Genomic DNA, 18,128 nt, shown 5'->3' on the forward strand with positions numbered 1-18,128 from the left:
GCTATTTCATTACTATTATGCCGTAGCGCGCCTCCCGCAAAATAGTGCGGGAGGACGACATTAAAAATTAGGTTACCCCATGCACCGGTAGGGTAAACCAGAATAAACTCCCGCCACTCTGGCGATTTTCTGCATTTAGCACGCCACCATGACGCTTGATAATTTCGTTACTGATCGTCAGCCCCATTCCCATACCATCCGCTTTAGTCGTATAGAAAGAATCAAAGATTTTATCGATAACATCTTCTGATAAGCCAGAACCATTATCCGCGACCTCAATACGAATAAAACCAGGCGTAGGATTTGATGAGGCCAGCCGCAGGATTCGCGCGCCAGAATTATCGGCCATGGCTTCGATAGCATTGATGACCAGGTTAAGCAGCACCTGTTGAATTTGTACACTCTCGCAAAAAACCTCATCCCTCTCTGCTTTAATCTCTAACTCCAGAGAAACAGATCGACGCTCAAGCTCCAGGCGTGACAAGGTTAAAATATCGCGCGCCAGCAGATGCATTCTTGCCGGACCATATTCAGAAACATTATTCCGCGTGAGGGATTGTAAGCCGCGAATAATCTCACCTGCCCGGCGACCTTCTTTAATAATTTCTTCTATACCTTCAGTGGCCTTTGCCAGATGCACCGGATCGCGTTTCAACCAGCGCAAGCTGGCACCCGCATTCGCCACAATCGACATCAGCGGCTGATTGATTTCATGCGCGATAGATGAGGTTAACTGCCCCACCGTCGTCGCGCGCGCGACGCGCGCAAGTTCAGCCTGCGCAATCCTCACCGCATCTTCTGAATGGCGTTGCGCGGTGATATCCGTAAGCGTGCCGAAATATTCGGCGACCTCCGGCCAATTTTCTACTGGCTCACCGATGCCTTTAATGTAGCGACATTCACCGTCATCACGGATAATGCGGAACTCTGCCTGCATACTCACGCCATTCAGGACGCTGGTTTCAATCAACTCTTTCAGACAATGAATATCATCAGGATGCACCCGGCTCTGAAACTCCACCATTGAAGTGCTTAGCTGTTCGGCTGGCAGTCCCATGATGCGTTTATATTCATCCGAGATCAGTTGGATATCCGGTGTCAGATGCCAGTGCCAGGTTCCGGTGTTACTGATTTTTTCACCGAGCATCAATGATGTCTGGCTGGCGCGCAGCTGCTTTTCAATTTTCCGCCGCTGGATATTCTCTTCCAACAGTTCGGCATACAGCCGTGCGGTTTCAAGTGAAACCGCGGCCTGGGCGCCGAGCATAGAGACAATGCGCGAGTGTTCAGCAGTGAACACATCCGGCATCAGTCGATTCTCCAGATACAGCACCCCAACCATTTGCGCCTGCCTGAACATTGGCACACACATTACCGCCGCGCCGGAAGCAACCAGATAATTATCCTGACTGAACGGGCTGAACACTTCCGGTCTTCCGGTGCGGATCTCTTGTCCGGTACGGATCACCGCTGAAAGGATCGACAGCGGCAGATCGGTGGCAACCGGTCGCTCATTGACAATTTTAACTCTGACCCCGTCCACCGTTGACGATGCTCTTGCCTGAATTTCAGGCACACTGCCGTCCACTAAACGGATCAAAATAGCGTGCTGCGCCCCGGCCCGCTCCACCAACATCATCATCAAAATATGGATCAGCCGATCAAGGTTTATCTCTTCGGTTAAGGCGCGCATGGCGGTCACCATACTTTGCAAGTCGCTGATGGCCGCGCTTTGCTCGAACGTTACGGTGTTTAAAGCCGTCTGTGGATGCAGGGCTGTTAGATGAGGATAGTGTGCTTCAAGCTGACGTACCTTGGCCCCCGCTCCCCAACGATCCCATGCTAAGTGGGCACCTTTGATATAGCCATCTGCAGCAAAGGTCATGCCGCGAGCATGAGCAAAACGACCGGCAAGCTCACACGCCAGCCCATTGATATGATGGAACTGGCCTTTCCGCGACAGCTCAATGGCCTTTTCATAATGCTCCATTGCCTCCCCGGTTTCACCCGCCAGCCTTAGCAGTTCGGCGCGCAACAGCGCTTCTTTGTCGGCAAAAGTTCCGGCGTTTTCCGATGCCCAGGTAACGATTCTATCCAGATGGCGCTGCAGTCGCTGCCGCATCGTGACATCAAACTCAGTCGGCTGTAGCGGTATAGTGAGTGAGAGCGCGCTGTACAGATGAAAATCCAGCATATGCACATGACCGGGGATGAACGCGGTCAGAGGGGCTGCGTCAGTAAACTGGCGATGAGCGGCAGCATATTCACCGGCGAAAAAATGCGCCATACCTTTATACAGCCGAGCCCAGAACTGCATCAGCAAGAGTGGTTCAATGGCGTTCTCGGGTTTCACCACCGCTAATACGGGCGAGATAAAGTGATCGCCTGAAAATGTCTCTGCTCCAGGCTTACGCAAGAACATGACGTAATCCAGCTGCATACCCAGAATCACTTCCACATCGCGATATTGTGCTTTGCGCACATACGCTATGCCGCGGGTTATTGAGGTATGTACCCCATCCAGATGGTCACCACGCGCCAGGCAATTCATGGTGAGATGACGCAGCGCCAGACACGCTGAGGTGCGATCGCCAATATCCACCGCCACATCAAATGTCGCTTTAGCGCACTCAATGGCGTAACTCAGCGGCATGGTCCAGACACTGACCTGATCCAGTGGCATCAGCGTCCGAGCTTTGTAGCTGACAAAGTCGTGCTTATACACCAGTTCACGCGCCAGCAATGCGCTGGCAAATCCGCGGCTGTACTCATCATACTGATCGCCACACACCACGCCGTACCACGAGAGCGCCAACGTTGATGCACCACTGATGCCTTTGGCCATTGTCAGGTGAAGCAGTTTACACAGGATGATGAACTGCAGACGCGGACTGATAAAGGCCGCGAACGTGCTGGCACTGGCCATCAGGTTCATCACGGCTTCGGTCTTGTGGCAGGTAAGACGCGGCAAAGAGCGGAAGCGCGTATAGGGATTTTTCCCCACATCCTCTTTCAATAACAATCTTGCGGCATCGCACTCCGCTTTATTGGGATAGCGGTCAAGATGGATACCAAAAACCGCCAGCCAGGCAAGCGCTGTCTCCAGTGCTAACTGGCTATCTGACTGGCGCATATGAATCTCAGCAATCAGCGTGGCCGCATCGGCTTTATCCGTTACAGCGCCTGGCGTGGCCAGAATCTCGGAACTCAACGCCAGCGCGGCCGATAAATTACCGTTTAAAAACTCGCACTCGGCTTGCTCAAATAGAAATTCGCCACGCTCTTCTAATCCTGAAACAGCGCTAAGCGCGCGGGCACAGTGTAAAAAACGCAGCGCGGAAACGTAATCACCCATCATTTTTGCTCGCCGCGCCGCTTGCAGTAACAGCTGGCAGAAGGCAGCAGCATCTGGCGTGAGCAGTTCATGATTTTTGAGGGTTATGATGTGATGTGCGGCACTGAACAGTAGCGTATGCGACCTATCCTCGCGGGTTGCCCGCATGTAGAACTCAGCGGCAGCGTGATGAAAATGGTCTTTCACTTCGGACGTAATCAAATTGAGGGCGGCTTCATGCATGCTGTTATGCATAAAGGCATAGCGACTCTCTGTTAACGCAATCAGCCGGGCTTCAACTGCGGGTAACAGCGTTGCCTGGATCGCGCTAACCTCAATGCCCAGAATGTGGCGCAAAACCTGCAAATCATCCGCGCTGCCTAAACAGGCTAGCTGGCCCAAAAGCTGGCGGACGGGATAAGAGAGTAATTGCAGCTGTTGTAATACGCAGGCTGCGACGTTGGCGGTGTAATGGCAGTTTTTGAGTGCCTGCGGATGGTAGGTCCATTTATCAGACGCGAAGTGAGTAATGTGATGATCGCGTACCGCCTGACGGTAAAATTCACGCGTGGCGAGCGGATTACCTGCGGTTTTTTCATGGATAATCTGCGCAAGTTCTGCAGTCTCTGCGCTGCGCGCGTGGAAAAGTCCGGCCAGCCAGTTGGCAATATTTTTGGGCGACAGCGGCTCAGGCGTGATATCCACAATGCGGGTAGCTGCCGCACGGAGACGCTGCAGGCTGGCGGACACCTCGGGACAAGGCAACGCGGCATAATCGCGGTGAGAGATCACCAGTAACAAGGGAATATCTTCACTGGAACGTAACAAATTTTCCAGCAGCTGCAAGGTTGCCTGATCGGCCCAGTGCACATCATCAATTAATAAAATCAGCGGTCGACCGGGTGCCGTAAACGCTTTGACCAGGCTACAGGCCAGCAGATTTAAACGATTTCGCGCATCCAGCGAGTGCGCATCGGTTGGTACGCTGGCTTTTTGATTAAGCAGGATGCCCAATTCGGGCACCAGGTTGACCGCCAAATCGGCATAGTCACCCAGTAGCCGCCCAATATGGGTTTTCCAGCGCGCCATCTCCTCAGCCGGAAGGCCCAGTAAATGCAGCGTCAGCGAGCGGAACGCTGAGGTAAATACGGCATAGGGCAAAATAGGGGAATGCTGGTCGGCTTTCGTCACCGTCAGTAGCGCATTTTTCTCACGCAGGATTTTTAACGCCGAGACCATCAGGGAAGATTTGCCTGAGCCGGGAGACCCAGAAATGGCTACCGTGCAGTGTTTACCGCTACGGCATACCTCATCAAACGCTACTAACATCTCGCTGGCCTGGGCGTGGTCGCTGTACAGCTCGTCGGATAAAAGTATCGAGGTCTGCATGTCCTGTAAGCCTAAGGCAAAAGACTCCACCCTGCCGCCAGGCATCAAATTTGACTCGCAACGCCTGAGATCGGCCAATACTCCCTCAACCGTTTGATAGCGATGCTCTGGCGATTTGGTCAGCAGGCGTAAAATGATGGAGGAGAGTACCAGTGGGACATCTTTGCGCAGCATGTGCGGCGGCAGCGCTTCGGAAGCAATGTGATGGTGTACCCACTCCGCTTCGCCGCCATCGGCACTGCCATAGGGAAGTTTGCCGGTGAGCAACTCATAAAGCACAATGCCCAGGCTGTAGAGATCGCTGACCCGACTAACGCGGTGCGGCGTGCGTGACGTATGCTCAGGCGACATGTAGGCCAGCGTTCCGCCGGCGATAGGTGCGCCCAGCGGCTGCTGAGCTTCGTTTTCCATAAAAGCCAGGCCAAAACCGCCGAGGACAACCTCACCGTCGTCCGTAAAGAAAAAATTGGCGGGTTTTATGTCACCATGAACCACACCTTGCTGATGCAACTTACTAACCGCGTGGCACAAAAGCAGCGCATGACTAATGAACTTCTGGATTTTTCCTGCGGGCATGTGCAGGTAATCGGCCAGTGTTTGGTAGCTGAAAGGCGGGTAAATCAGGGCGTAGCGCCCTTGATATAACGTGTGCCTGATCGGTTTTAGCGCCCAACTTTCTGCTAATGAAGCGCGCAGCGCATACTCATTTTTCAACAGCTGGGTAACCTGAAAAGTCGCTTCTTCGCCTGCTGCCGTCGCCAGAACGAAGGTTTCACCGGAGATCTCGTGCCGGCATTCAAGCCATTCCACCAGCCCTTGCTGGGCGAGATGACGGAAGACGATGTCGTCGGACAGCACCAGGCCAGCGTCGTCTGCCATATTTAATGACAGGAACAGCGTACTCATGGGCGCATAGCCTGGGACATAAACGCCAATCGAATGTGTTCAAACAGCAGGTCGATATCTATAGGTTTTCGCATAAAGGTTATCGCGCCCAGATTGATAGCGTACCAGAGCATATTTTCATCACCGTTGCCGGAGATAATAATGCCGGGTGGATTCTCAAGACGCTGAACCAGCTCCCTGAACAAGTCAAAGCCCGACATCCCTTTGAGTTCAACATCAATAATGAACAGCGCAGCGTCCTTCAGCGCCGACGCATCCGCTAACAGCGCCTCCGCCGACTCAAACGCCTGGGTTACATAACCTTCAGACTGAAGCAGATTAGTCAGGCCACTGCGAACAGAACGTTCATCATCAACAACGACAATGCGCTGCGACAGCTGCATGCTGTTTTCCTTAATGATTATTCATTCCCTGAGATCCCTCTTTAAGAGGTTTTGTCGCCTGAAGGCGGTGGTGTGCCACTGATTTTAGGGACACATTCATGACGAAACCAGGCCAGAGTGATCGGCTGACGGTTAATGAGCCGCTGACACAGCGGGACAATCTGCTCGCCCACCAGCATACCAAACAGCCCCAGCAGCGCAATCACCGGTGGCGCAGGTGAGTTGACGTCCATTACGGCATAAATAATGCCAACTAAAATGCCGACGGATAACGAAATCGCATAGGTTTTCAACATCATTATCCCTCCTGTTTTGGGTGTAAAACGAGGCGTTGGGACGGCCTTTCGGCTGCAGTTAAAGTCCGATTTTTATCGTATAGCGCGGCGGAGGCCACAGGGTGCGTTAATTTTCCCCCTAGCGAACTGCCGATGATCATACCCAGCAAGCCAACTAATGCCACGGCGGGCGGCGCCGGGGAGCGCACCTTGAGCAGCGCATAAAGCAAGCCGATAAACACGCCAGCAGCCAGAGAAATGAGTAAAGGATGCACAGTTCCTCCTGTCAAAAGAGGCAGGCAAATCCAGAACGGATCTGCCCGCCTGAGCAGTTAGCGAATCGGTGCAGGGACCGGAGCCAGAGTACGATGCTCGCTCTTCTGACGTGAAGGCGCTTTATGAACCATGGTGTACGCGTAATCCACACCAATGCCGTAAGCCCCTGAATGCTCTTTGGCAATATCCATTACCGCGTTGTAGGTGTCTTTGTGCGCCCAGTCGCGCTGCCACTCCAGCATCACCTGCTGCCAGGTTACCGGAATGACACCGGCCTGAATCATGCGCTGCATCGCATAGTCGTGGGCCTCTTTCGTGGTGCCGCCCGACGCATCAGCCACCATGTAGATTTCATAATCACCTTCCAGCATGGCGCACAGCGCGAAAGAGTTGTTACAGACTTCAGTCCACAAACCTGAAACCACAACTTTCTTTTTACCGTTAGCCGCCAGTGCGTCACGGACTTTCTGATCATCCCAGGAGTTCATTGAGGTGCGCTCAAGAATATCCTGGCCAGGGAATACATCCAGCAGCTCCGGGAAGGTATTCCCTGAGAAGCTTTCGGTCTCAACGGTAGTCAGCACGGTAGGAATATTGAAAACTTTGGCCGCTTTGGCCAGCGCAACCACGTTGTTTTTCAGTACCTGGCGGTCAATTGACTGCACGCCAAACGCCATTTGTGGCTGCTGGTCAATAAAGATGATCTGGCAGTTTTGCGGTGTCAGTACTTCAAGTTTGCTCGTCGTCATGTTGTTTTATCCCATTGAGGTTAATGTCTCGACGCAGTCTAAGAAGCTTTGAGCAGGCAAACTATTATCTATAGGTATAACTATACGAAGGTATACCTATCCTTTTGTATAACTAGACGCTTTCCAGCCCTCCTGAACATAATCCGCTCACGTCCTTAACCTGCGAAATCGGCAGGACATCTCTTTGTCCGCGGCCACTCTTGCTATTGCGGGCATCTCATTCAGGAGGTTTTATGGTTACTTTAGGTAAAGCAGACATCATATTGACGAATGGTCGATTCCATACCGTCGACCGTGGCAACCCCGTTGCCGACGCCGTCGCCATTCGGGACGGTAAGTTTCTTGAAGTCGGCAGTCTGGCCGACGTGATGCAACACCATTGCGAAGGCACCAAAGTGATTGACCTTAAGGGTCATACCGCCATCCCCGGCCTGAACGACTCCCATCTTCATTTAATCCGCGGTGGGCTCAATTACAACCTCGAATTACGCTGGGAAGGCGTGCCCTCCATTGCTGATGCACTGCGCATGCTGCGGGAACAGGCGCTGCGCACACCGTCTCCCCAGTGGGTGCGTGTGGTGGGCGGCTGGACCGAGTTCCAATTTGCCGAACGTCGTATGCCGACGCTGGATGAGATCAATGAAGCGGCGCCCGATACACCGGTATTCATCCTGCATCTCTATGACCGCGCCCTGCTCAACCGTGCAGCGTTAAAAGTGGTCGGTTACACCAAAGACACGCCGAATCCGCCGGGTGGCGAGATCCAGCGTGACAGCAATGGCAACCCAACCGGCATGCTGATTGCGCGTCCGAACGCGATGATCCTCTACTCCACCTTAGCGAAAGGTCCCAAGCTGCCGCTGGAACAGCAGGTGAATTCAACGCGTCAGTTTATGCGCGAACTGAACCGCCTGGGCCTGACCAGCGCCATTGATGCCGGCGGTGGCTTCCAGAATTACCCGGAAGATTACGAAGTGATTGCTGAACTGCATGAGAAAAAGCAGATGACGCTGCGTATCGCCTACAACCTGTTTACCCAACGTCCGGGCCATGAGCTGGAAGATTTCGAAAAGTGGACGGATATGCTGACGCCGGGCCAGGGCAGCGACTATTTCCGCCATAACGGCGCCGGTGAAATGCTGGTATTTTCCGCGGCCGATTTCGAAGACTTCCTCGAACCACGCCCGGATTTGGCGCCAGGTATGGAAGATGAACTGGAGCGCGTAGTGCGTCACCTGGTGGAGCACCGCTGGCCGTTCCGTCTGCATGCCACTTACGATGAATCCATCAGTCGCATGCTGGATGTGTTTGAAAAAGTAAACCGCGACATCCCCTTCAACGGGCTGCACTGGTTCTTCGACCACGCCGAAACCGTAACGCAACGTAACCTTGATCGTATTAAAGAGTTAGGCGGAGGCATTGCCGTGCAGCATCGCATGGCCTTCCAGGGCGAATACTTCGCCGAGCGTTACGGTATTGAAGCCACCCGACACACGCCGCCGGTCGCGCGTATGCTAGAAACCGGCGTGCCGGTTGGTTTGGGAACCGATGCTACCCGTGTCGCTAGCTATAACCCATGGACCGCACTTTACTGGCTGGTGTCTGGCCGAACCGTTGGTGGTATGCAGATGTACGACATCAACGCACGCCTTGATCGTGACACCGCGCTGATGTTGTGGACGCAGGGAAGCGCCTGGTTCTCCAGCGAGCAAGGTAAAAAGGGGCAGATCAAATCCGGTCAGCTGGCTGACATGGTGGTACTGAGCAAAGACTACTTCAGCGTGCCGGAAGAGGAGATTAAAGGGATTGAATCGGTGCTGACCGTGGTGGACGGGAATATCGTCTATGCCGCAGGATCCTTTAGCGCGGAAGCACCGCCTTCGATTCCGGTCCTGCCCGATTGGTCGCCCGTCGTCATGATGCCTGGCCACTATCGCAGCGCACCGCCCACCACAACGACTCGCGTTGGTATGATGCAGCAAGCCCATCACTGCAGCGGCCCATGCGGCGTGCATACCCATTCGCATGAGATTGCGCGCGGCGCCAACCTGCCTGTTTCGGAAGAGAACGCCTTCTGGGGCGCGCTTGGCTGCAGCTGCTTTGCCTTCTAAACCATGAAACATTCACTCTCTCAGCCGCCCCGCATTGATGCGGGGCTGTTCTTCCTGCGTCTGACGGCCTGCCTGCTGTTGCTTCACGTACACGGCCTGCCGAAAATATTTCATTTCAGCGAAGAACTGACGCGTATTGAGGATCCTTTTGGCCTCGGTGCTTACATGAGTTTGCTTCCGGCGATTTTTGCCGAAGTGGTCTGTCCGCTATTTATCCTGCTCGGCGTCTTTACCCGCCTCGCCTGTCTGCCGATTATCGGCGTATTACTGGTAGCGATGGTGTTCGTCCATCCCGACTGGAGCGTGGCGGAAGGACAGTTTGGCTGGCTGTTGCTGATCATCTTTACCACGCTTGCACTGACCGGCGCCGGACGCTGGCGCCTCTTCAGCGCAGAATCAGCGGAGGTGTCACGTGGCGCAGATTAATGATGTTCACGATACACCTGATGCGGATGTACCTGCCGTTGCGGTGGCCGTTTCGCCGTGGCAGCCGCTGCGCCAGCGGGTGTTCCGCATGCTATGGATTGCGACAGTGGTATCGAATGTCGGTTCGTGGATGAACGATGTGGGCGTCAACTGGACCATGCTGACGCTAAGTGCCGACCCGCTTTCCGTGGCGCTGGTGCAGGCCGCCAGTAGCCTGCCGATGTTCCTGTTTGCCCTGCCATCGGGTGTGATGGCAGATATTGTTGATCGCCGTAAATACCTGCTTTTCTCGCAGATTTGGGTGTTTATCGCCGCGGCGGGCCTGACCTTCCTCTCCTGGGCTGGGCTGGTGACACCGATGGTGCTGCTGATTGCCGCGTTCCTGTTGAGCACCGGCGCGGCGATGAGCTCTCCGCCGTTCCAGGCCATCGTGCCGGATTTGGTCAGCAAGGAAGAACTCGGCCCCGCCATTGCGCTTAACTCGCTTGGTATCAATATCAGTCGCGCGATTGGCCCGGCGCTAGGCGGCCTCATCCTGTCTTTTGCCGGCCCGTGGATGGTATTTCTGCTCAATGCGCTCTCGGTACTCGGCGTGTTTATCGTGCTGTTCGTATGGAAAGCGCAGCCCAGCGTGCAACGTTTGCCACCGGAACACTTCTTCCCGGCGGTGCGAGCAGGCGTACGTTATGTTCATGCCGCACCGGTGCTGCGTAATGTGCTGGTACGTACCGTCGCCTTCTTTGTCTTTGGCAGTGCCAGTTGGGCGTTATTGCCGCTGGTGGCACGGCGGGAGCTGGGCCTCGGGCCAGGCGGCTACGGCATCATGCTGGGTTGTATCGGCGTAGGGGCGATTTGCGGAGCGCTGTTATTACCGCGTATGCGTAAACGCTTCAATCCTGACCGCTTAATGGTGCTGGCGAGCATCATGTTTGCTATCACTATGCTGGCGCTGGCGTTCATCCGCCACATCTGGCTGCTTAACGCTTTCGAGTTCTTCACCGGTTTTGCATGGATTGCAGTTCTGTCCACGCTCAACCTCGGTGCACAGCGTAGCGCGGCAAAATGGGTTAAAGCCCGGGCGCTGGCGGTCTATCTCACGGTGTTTTTTGGCTCAATGACGTTAGGCAGCGCCATCTGGGGGCAACTGGCCTCCCACTTCAGCATCTCACTCTCTCTTACCGTGGCCACCCTGGGCATGTTACTGGCGAGCCTGACAGTGATGCGCTGGCGGCTGGATCAGGACCCCGATCTGAATCTCGATCTCAGCACGGTTAGCGATCCCTTGCCTGAGCTGGAGATTAGACACGACCGCGGCCCGGTGATGGTGAGCTATCACTATCAGATCAACCGCAGCGATGCACATGGCTTTGCGGTCTGTATGCAGGATATGCGCCGTGTCCGAAGGCGTGGCGGCGCGATGAACTGGTCCCTTTATGAAGACATGCTGCAGCCCGGCATATTTGTTGAGAACTTCGTCGTCGGTTCGTGGATGGAACATCTACGCCAGCGCGAACGTTACACCATCAACGATCAAAAGATTCAGGATCGTGTGTTGGGATTCCATCAAGGCACAGAACTTCCGGCAGTGCGTTATCTCGTGGCGCCTGAATAAGGCGCACTCTTTCATCAAAATCGTATAAGGCAGGAACATGAGCACATTAAAGACTCAGGATGGTACGCAGATCTATTTTAAAGATTGGGGTACAGGTAAGCCGGTGCTGTTCAGCCATGGCTGGCCGCTAGACGGTGATATGTGGGACAGTCAGCTAAACTTCCTGGCGGAGAATGGCTATCGCGTTATCGCGTTCGATCGCCGTGGCTTTGGTCGCTCCGAACAGCCGTGGGAAGGATATAACTACGATACCTTTGCGGCTGATATAAATGACCTGATCACGCATCTCGATCTGCAAAATGTCACGCTGGTCGGTTTCTCGATGGGTGGCGGCGATGTGGCGCGCTATATTAATAATTATGGCACTGCACGCGTGGATGGCTTAGTACTGCTGGGCGCGGTGACTCCGATTTTCGGCAAAGCCGCCGATTATCCTGCAGGAGTGGATCTGTCGGTGTTTGAAGGCATTCGTCAGGGCTTGAGAAAAGATCGTGCGCAGTTCATCAGTGATTTCGCAACGCCATTTTATGGTATCAACGCCGGTCAAACGGTTTCACAAGGGGCGTTGACGCAGACGTTAAATATCGCGCTGCTGGCCTCCCTGAAAGGCACCATTGATTGTGTTACCGCCTTCTCCGAGACGGATTTCCGTCCAGATATGGCAAAAATCGACGTTCCTACGCTGGTCATCCACGGTAGCAACGATCAAATCGTGCCTTTCGAAACCACAGGGAAAGTCGCTGCTGAAATGATCGGGGGGGCACAATTGAAAGTGTATGACAACGCGCCGCACGGCTTTGCGGTTACCCATACCGAACAGCTGAATGCCGATTTACTGGCCTTCCTGCAATCGCTGTAATTGACGTTAATCATTAGACCGGCCAGTTTGGCCGGTCATTATTTAACGCACAGGATGATTAACTTCATTGGGGCGCAGATCGAACAATAACACCTCCGCCTCTTCTCCTCCGCTGAACACCAGCGTCGGTTCATTGCGTACTCGCGCACCATCGCCGGCACGGAACAGAACGCCATTAACCATCAAACTGCCTCGCGCTACATGAATATAGGCATAGCGATCTTCTGCTAGCGTTATCGTCTGCTGTTCATCTCCCGCAAACAGCCCAGCGTAGATGCGCACATCCTGTCTGATTTTCAGTGAGTCTTCTGCCCCATCCGGTGAAATGATGAGTTTGAATTTGCCCCGTTTCTCCTGCTCCGTTATGCGGGTTTGCTGGTAACGCGGCTCGCCGCCTTTTTCCGCAGGCACCACCCAAATTTGCAGGAAATGCACGCCTGCCTGTTTTGAATGGTTGAACTCACTGTGTGTTACGCCGCTTCCGGCGCTCATCAGCTGTACATCGCCCGGCACAATCACTGAACCGGTGCCCATCGAGTCTTTATGCTCCAGCGCGCCATCCAGCACATAAGAGATGATTTCCATATTGCTATGCGGATGGGCACCGAAGCCGCGCCCTTGCGCCACCTGATCATCATTGATGACCAACAGATCAGAGAATCCGGTCTGTTTGGGATCCCAATAGTTAGCGAATGAAAAAGTATGATGCGATCGTAACCAGCCGTGATCGCCCAGTCCGCGCTGGTCAGCTAAACGTTGTTCAATCATTTTTTTCTCCTGGTTGAATGAGGAGAGGCGCTGATGCCCTTCCGATAGGAGAAAATTATCGTAAACCTAATCAATCAACAATGACGAATAAAGGCAAAGTTAGTCTCATATTAGTTGTCAATAATGCTGGCTTTTTTTCAGCGGCGAATGGCAAATAGAAAAATATCTTTCATTCAATTATTTTGATCAATTTAGACAGGAAATAGGGATTTTCACTCAAGCTGGAGAGGTCTACTATGCATTCCATCGAGGCAAAACGCTTCATATCAAATATAAAATCTGAGGAAATGACCATGAAATCCATCAAAACTTTCGTTGCTATTATCGCCCTTTCACTGCTGTCATCAGCAAGTTTTGCCCAGACTATTACGGCTACGGCCTCAACTCTGGATGGTGCTGAAGCGCAGATCGCTGCAAAAGCAAAACAGGTAGGAATGGGTTACAGCATCACTGAAGCCTATGCCGGTAACCAGGTGCATATGACTGCTCGCCTGACCAAATAATCATGGTCGCAAATGGAGTTGCCAAAATGGGCTGCCGTCAGGCGGCCTTTTTTGTCTTTGTATTGCGCGGTGAACACGTTGAGGCGGAACCCTCAGTGCGGATCGGCTGCAGCAAACTTCTCTAACGCTGCCCCGTCAAGGCGATAACGGATCCACTCGTTGAGGGGAAGCGCATCAATACTCAGGTAGAAATCTCTTGCTGACTGGTCCCAATCTAAAGCACTCCATTCAATGCGGTTACACTGACGCTTCACTGCGTGCTGCGCGACATATTGCAACAGTGCCTTGCCCACACCCAAACCACGGTAAATCGGAGAGGAATAGATGTCCTCCATATAAATTCCGCGGCGGCCCAGCCAGGCAGAGTAGCTACTGGTAATCACAGCATAACCGGCAGCAGATCCGTCAATCTCACAGATAAACGCTTCCAACTTACTGTCGGGGCTAAAAAGCGCCTGTCTGATCTCTTCTGCAGTGGTGAGTGACGCCTGCAATCCCTGCTCATAAACCGACAATTCGGCGATCATGCTGTGGATAGCGTCTGCGTCTGCAGAATTAGCCTGTCGAATAGTCATGTTCATTTATTATTTTCTTACTGAATCAGATTGATGCCATACAGCATAATGGGTATTGTTCGATGAAATAAGTGCAATAAAATCAATGCCAGGTGAATTTCATGCATCATGTCCTGCGTCGGCTCGACTTAAATCTTCTCCCCGTTTTCGACGCAGTCTTTAGGCATAGGTCGGTAAGGTTGGCCGCCATCGAGCTTTGCCTCAGTACCTCGGCGCTGAGCCATGCGCTATCTCGACTGCGCGAGTTTTTCAAAGATCCCCTTTTTTATCGGGAAGGACACAAAATGTGTCCTAGCGTCTATGCCTGTCAGCTCGCGCCCTATATCGCCGAAACGCTAACAGGATTAAATAAGCATCTCTGTCCGGTTAAACCCTTTGATCCTCTTACCAGCAATGACTGTTTTAGAATCGCGGTAACCGATTACACCGCATTTTGTGTGTTTCCTGGACTAATGAATGCGCTCACCGAACAAGCACCAAACCTGAGTTTTGAACTGTGCCATCTGCCGCATAACCCGGCCCTGATTGAACTACTGGCCGGTGAAATCGATTTAGCGTTGAGTTTTAGCGAGCCGGGAGAGGTTAACCATCCAGACCTGGACGAAATGGATCTGTTCAGTGATGAATTTATTGTGATTGCCAATGCGCGACGAACCAGCCTTGATCTAGAGTCTTATCTTGCAGCCGGACATTTGGTTGTTACGCCGTGGAATGAAAAGCAGGGGCTGCTGGATTTTCATCTTGCTCAAATAGGTCAGCACCGTCGCATTACCATGAGAACGCCTTCAATGCTGAGTGCGCCATTTATTGTCGCAGAAAGCGAACTTCTCATGGCCATTCCCTCCTTCGTGGCCGGTAAAATCAATAAGGCCGTGGACGTCACCACCTTCAGGCTGCCTTTTCCGGCGCCAAGGTTCACCGTTAAAATCTATTCACACAAACGCAGTGGCAAACGGGAACCCACCGAATGGGTTAAATCCATGATGGCGAAAACGATTATGGAGACAGAGTACCGCTATGAAAATTAATACGGCGCGAATACGCCCTGCTTCACTGGTCTAAAAACCGTCCGTTATAATCTGACTTAATCACGTAATGCGTGTCGTGGCGACCAAATAGTCGATAGCGATTTAAAGCAATGCGGTCGTAACAATAATTGCTGATAACGTCAGGCATAAACCTAAAGAGAGAGAGCGCGCGCCATGGCCACGGCAAAAAACGCATGATGCGAAAAATAGCCTGCGCGCGCAGCCAGCGATCGTTACCGTGAATGAAAACAATAGTGCGGATATTGTCATCCGGTAAACCGGCAAAACGTAATAGCGCTTTGCCCTGCTCACTCTGTACCGCGGCGAAACGTATAGAGCGCGGAATACCGTGACGAAGCAAAAACACCACCCACGCGTTGCAGAGTTTACATAGGCCGTCATACAGCACCACCTGTTCTCCGGGATGTAAATAAGGGGGGTTTGCCATCACATGCTCCTCAATCCTACAAGCTGTCCCATCATTGCAGGACGCACGTTATGCCACCTGCCACTCCGCCACCAGCGTTGTAATCAACTCTGCTGCCGGCATTTCCCGCGCCAGCGCTGCGCCCTGCCCAGCCCACTGGGCGCCAAAGCCGTGCGCGCCCTTAGCCGCGGCAGCGGCGGCCAGCGCTTTGCCGAGCGCATAGGTCAGCGGATAGGGAGGAATGGTGTCGTGGCTAAACTCGCGCGCCAGGCGACAAAAATCGTTGGTGATACATCTTGCCGGTCGCCCGGAAATCGCCGACGTCATCACCGTGCTGATGGCCTGTTGGCTTTTTAACGCCTGGCGATACGCTTGATTAGCCGCCGACTCCGGGCACAGAATAAACGCCGTGCCCAGCTGCACGCCTGCGACCCCCAGTTTGCGCATCGCCGCAATGCCTGCGCCATTCATAATGCCGCCCGCCGCGATCACCGGCACCCGGGAAACCTGCTGTATCGCCTGCACCAGCGTGAAGGTGCTGAGCTGATGATCGTCACCCGCCGGATCGAATATCCCGCGATGTCCCCCCGCCTCAATGCCCTGCGCGACAATAAAGTCGACTCCCGCAGCCTCAATCGCCTGCGCCTCCGCCAGGCTGGTGGCGGTCGCCAGCGTGATAATGCCGCGACGCTTTAAGCGCTGTACAAACGCTATTGAAGGTAGGCCAAAATGGAAGCTCACCGCAGCCGGCGCGGTTTCCAGCAACACCTCCAGCATTGTCTGGTTTTCAAGGAAAGTTTGATAAATCTCAGCCAGCGCTGTCGGTATCGCCGCGTCATAGCGATCAAATAGTGGTTGAAAACGGGCAATCCACGCCTGCTCCAGCTGCGGATTACGCTGCGCGGCGGCATGACAAAAGACGTTAACGTTGATTGGCCCAGCGGTGAGCGTACGCGTTTGTCGGATCATCTTCTCGGCCTGCTCTGGCGTTGAGGCACCAATGCCAATCGATCCCAGCCCCCCGCTATTACTCACCGCCGCCGCCAGCTGCGGCGTGGAGACACCCGCCATCGGTGCCTGAATGATCGGATAGGTAAGATTTAACCTCTGACTAAGGATCGTGTTCACGTTTTGCTCCCGCTAAGATGACGCTCTACCATGCCGTGATTTGCCCGCCCCGTAAAGGATCTACACTTAGAGGACTTCTACCTACAGCAGGAGAAATCCGATGCATAAAATCGACTTTCCGGTGAGCAAAGCGCGGAAATATCTGGAGCCGGGTCCGGTGGTATTGCTGAGTTCGCAATTTGAGGATCAGCGCGACATCATGACGCTCGGCTGGCACACCATTCTGGAGTTCTCGCCGTCACTGGTAGGCTGCATGATCGCCGGCGGCAACCACAGCCATGAGTTGATTCGCCAGAGCGGCCAGTGCGTGATCAACGTGCCGTCAGCCAATCTGGTCGATAGCGTCGTGGCGATCGGCAACAGCCACGGCGATCGTCTCGATAAGTTCGATGCTTTTACACTGACGCCCGAACCCGCCAGCGTGGTGAATGCACCGTTAATTGACGAATGCTTTGCCAGCTTTGAGTGCCAGCTGTATGACGATTCAATGGTGGATAATTACAACTTCTTTATTTTCGAGATCGTTAAAGCGCATGTCGCCGCAACGCCGGAGTTTCCACCTACGCTGCACTACACGGGCGAAGGACGCTTTAGCGTGATGAGCAATTTGCTGCTCGACAAGCGCGGTGACTTTAAGCCAGAAATGTTAATTTAACTGCTTGAATTACTCTAGGCTTACCCCCACTTTCAAGCTTTCGCCCTGACAGGAGTAAATACAATGGCAACCGAATATGCGGTGATCGCCGGTGGCTGTTTCTGGTGTACCGAAGCAGTGTTTAAAGATGTGATTGGCGTGGAGTCAGTCGAGAGCGGATATACCGGCGGCGCACGTCCGAATCCGACTTACGAGCAGGTGTGCAGCGGTGCCACTGGGCATGCAGAAGCGATTCGCGTCGGTTTCGATCCGGCACAGGTGAGCTACGGCGATCTGCTGGACATCAGCTTTGCCACCCACGATCCTACCCAGCTGAACCGCCAGGGCAACGATATTGGGACCCAGTATCGTTCGGCGATTTTCCCGGCCAATCCTGAGCAGGAAGCTGAAGCGATTGCTGCCATTGCACGCGCGCAGGAAGGCCTTAGCGATCCGGTTGTGACCACCATCGAGCCGCTGAAAGAGTGGTATGCGGCGGAAGGTTATCACCAGGATTATTGGGAAGGCGCCGGACAGCGCAACGGCTATTGCATGGCGGTGATTCCACCGAAACTGCAGAAGCTGCGTAAGAGTTTTGCTAATCGCGTCAAATCGAGTTAATTCGTCGCCGTCAACGTTAAGGTCGCCATGAATGGCGTAATGCTCGTCAGTTAAGCAGCGCACTGGCTCCGTGGGGGTTCCGCCCGCTAAGCCTATGGCAGTTTCAGAATGTGTGAAGCAGGCG

At 53.7% G+C, this 18,128-nt stretch carries 17 protein-coding genes; 8 read left to right on the top strand and 9 right to left on the bottom strand.

What is annotated here, in order from left to right; genetic code table 11:
- Positions 1-67: 67 nt before the first annotated feature.
- From PMI17_RS17815 to PMI17_RS17835, 5 genes are read right to left on the bottom strand one after another with little or no spacing between them, the layout of a single operon-like run.
- Positions 68-5,629, bottom strand: coding sequence for an AAA family ATPase (locus tag PMI17_RS17815; RefSeq protein WP_007891136.1), 5,562 nt, complete (start codon positions 5,627-5,629; stop codon positions 68-70).
- Entirely contained in the window at positions 5,626-6,012 is a 387-nt protein-coding gene (locus tag PMI17_RS17820) for a response regulator (protein WP_007891139.1), read from the bottom strand. Before PMI17_RS17820 ends, PMI17_RS17815 begins: the two co-directional genes overlap by 4 nt.
- A gap of 41 nt (positions 6,013-6,053) precedes the next feature.
- On the bottom strand, positions 6,054-6,308 hold the full coding sequence (locus PMI17_RS17825; RefSeq protein ID WP_036621728.1) for a XapX domain-containing protein: 255 nt from the start codon (positions 6,306-6,308) through the stop codon (positions 6,054-6,056).
- 2 nt (positions 6,309-6,310) lie between these two features.
- Positions 6,311-6,562: a DUF1427 family protein gene (locus PMI17_RS17830; protein WP_007891142.1), complete on the bottom strand. Its 252-nt coding sequence runs from the start codon at positions 6,560-6,562 to the stop codon at positions 6,311-6,313.
- 57 nt (positions 6,563-6,619) lie between these two features.
- The gene (locus tag PMI17_RS17835) at positions 6,620-7,312 is read right to left on the bottom strand and encodes a hydrolase (protein WP_007891143.1); all 693 of its coding nucleotides are present in this window, start codon (positions 7,310-7,312) and stop codon (positions 6,620-6,622) included.
- 233 nt (positions 7,313-7,545) lie between these two features.
- Between PMI17_RS17835 and PMI17_RS17840 the strand changes: the two genes are divergently transcribed.
- The 4 genes from PMI17_RS17840 to PMI17_RS17855 are packed head-to-tail and all read left to right on the top strand — an operon-like array spanning position 7,546 to position 12,320.
- Positions 7,546-9,423: an amidohydrolase gene (locus tag PMI17_RS17840; protein WP_007891144.1), complete on the top strand. Its 1,878-nt coding sequence runs from the start codon at positions 7,546-7,548 to the stop codon at positions 9,421-9,423.
- A 3-nt stretch (positions 9,424-9,426) separates the two neighbouring features.
- Entirely contained in the window at positions 9,427-9,849 is a 423-nt protein-coding gene (locus tag PMI17_RS17845) for a DoxX family protein (RefSeq protein ID WP_007891145.1), read from the top strand.
- Entirely contained in the window at positions 9,836-11,461 is a 1,626-nt protein-coding gene (locus PMI17_RS17850) for an MFS transporter (RefSeq protein ID WP_007891146.1), read from the top strand. Before PMI17_RS17845 ends, PMI17_RS17850 begins: the two co-directional genes overlap by 14 nt.
- Before the next feature lie 37 nt (positions 11,462-11,498).
- Positions 11,499-12,320 (top strand): alpha/beta fold hydrolase, encoded by an 822-nt coding sequence (locus PMI17_RS17855; protein ID WP_007891147.1) that lies wholly within the window; start codon positions 11,499-11,501, stop codon positions 12,318-12,320.
- A 42-nt stretch (positions 12,321-12,362) separates the two neighbouring features.
- Here the strand turns inward: PMI17_RS17855 and PMI17_RS17860 are convergent, their stop codons facing one another.
- Positions 12,363-13,088: a pirin family protein gene (locus PMI17_RS17860; protein ID WP_007891148.1), complete on the bottom strand. Its 726-nt coding sequence runs from the start codon at positions 13,086-13,088 to the stop codon at positions 12,363-12,365.
- A 293-nt stretch (positions 13,089-13,381) separates the two neighbouring features.
- On the opposite strand from PMI17_RS17860, the gene PMI17_RS17865 reads away from it, so the two are divergent.
- Complete coding sequence (locus PMI17_RS17865) at positions 13,382-13,591, top strand: DUF1471 domain-containing protein (protein ID WP_036621697.1); 210 nt, start codon at positions 13,382-13,384, stop codon at positions 13,589-13,591.
- A gap of 92 nt (positions 13,592-13,683) precedes the next feature.
- Here the strand turns inward: PMI17_RS17865 and PMI17_RS17870 are convergent, their stop codons facing one another.
- On the bottom strand, positions 13,684-14,172 hold the full coding sequence (locus PMI17_RS17870; protein WP_007891155.1) for a GNAT family N-acetyltransferase: 489 nt from the start codon (positions 14,170-14,172) through the stop codon (positions 13,684-13,686).
- Between the two features lie 95 nt (positions 14,173-14,267).
- Between PMI17_RS17870 and PMI17_RS17875 the strand changes: the two genes are divergently transcribed.
- Positions 14,268-15,194, top strand: a complete 927-nt coding sequence (locus tag PMI17_RS17875; protein WP_036621699.1) for a LysR family transcriptional regulator — start codon at positions 14,268-14,270, stop codon at positions 15,192-15,194.
- A 22-nt stretch (positions 15,195-15,216) separates the two neighbouring features.
- Here PMI17_RS17875 and PMI17_RS17880 read toward each other — a convergent pair whose 3' ends face one another.
- Positions 15,217-15,642 (bottom strand): DUF393 domain-containing protein, encoded by a 426-nt coding sequence (locus PMI17_RS17880; protein WP_007891157.1) that lies wholly within the window; start codon positions 15,640-15,642, stop codon positions 15,217-15,219.
- A 48-nt stretch (positions 15,643-15,690) separates the two neighbouring features.
- Entirely contained in the window at positions 15,691-16,749 is a 1,059-nt protein-coding gene (locus tag PMI17_RS17885; RefSeq protein ID WP_007891158.1) for a nitronate monooxygenase family protein, read from the bottom strand.
- A 100-nt stretch (positions 16,750-16,849) separates the two neighbouring features.
- Here PMI17_RS17885 and PMI17_RS17890 point away from each other — a divergent pair, with 100 nt between their 5' ends.
- On the top strand, positions 16,850-17,404 hold the full coding sequence (locus PMI17_RS17890) for a flavin reductase family protein (RefSeq protein WP_007891160.1): 555 nt from the start codon (positions 16,850-16,852) through the stop codon (positions 17,402-17,404).
- Positions 17,405-17,467: 63 nt separating this feature from the next.
- On the top strand, positions 17,468-18,004 hold the full coding sequence (msrA, locus tag PMI17_RS17895; RefSeq protein WP_007891162.1) for a peptide-methionine (S)-S-oxide reductase MsrA: 537 nt from the start codon (positions 17,468-17,470) through the stop codon (positions 18,002-18,004).
- Positions 18,005-18,128: the final 124 nt, after the last annotated feature.

The sequence above is a fragment of the Pantoea sp. GM01 genome (assembly GCF_000282675.1).
GTDB lineage: Bacteria > Pseudomonadota > Gammaproteobacteria > Enterobacterales > Enterobacteriaceae > Pantoea > Pantoea nemavictus.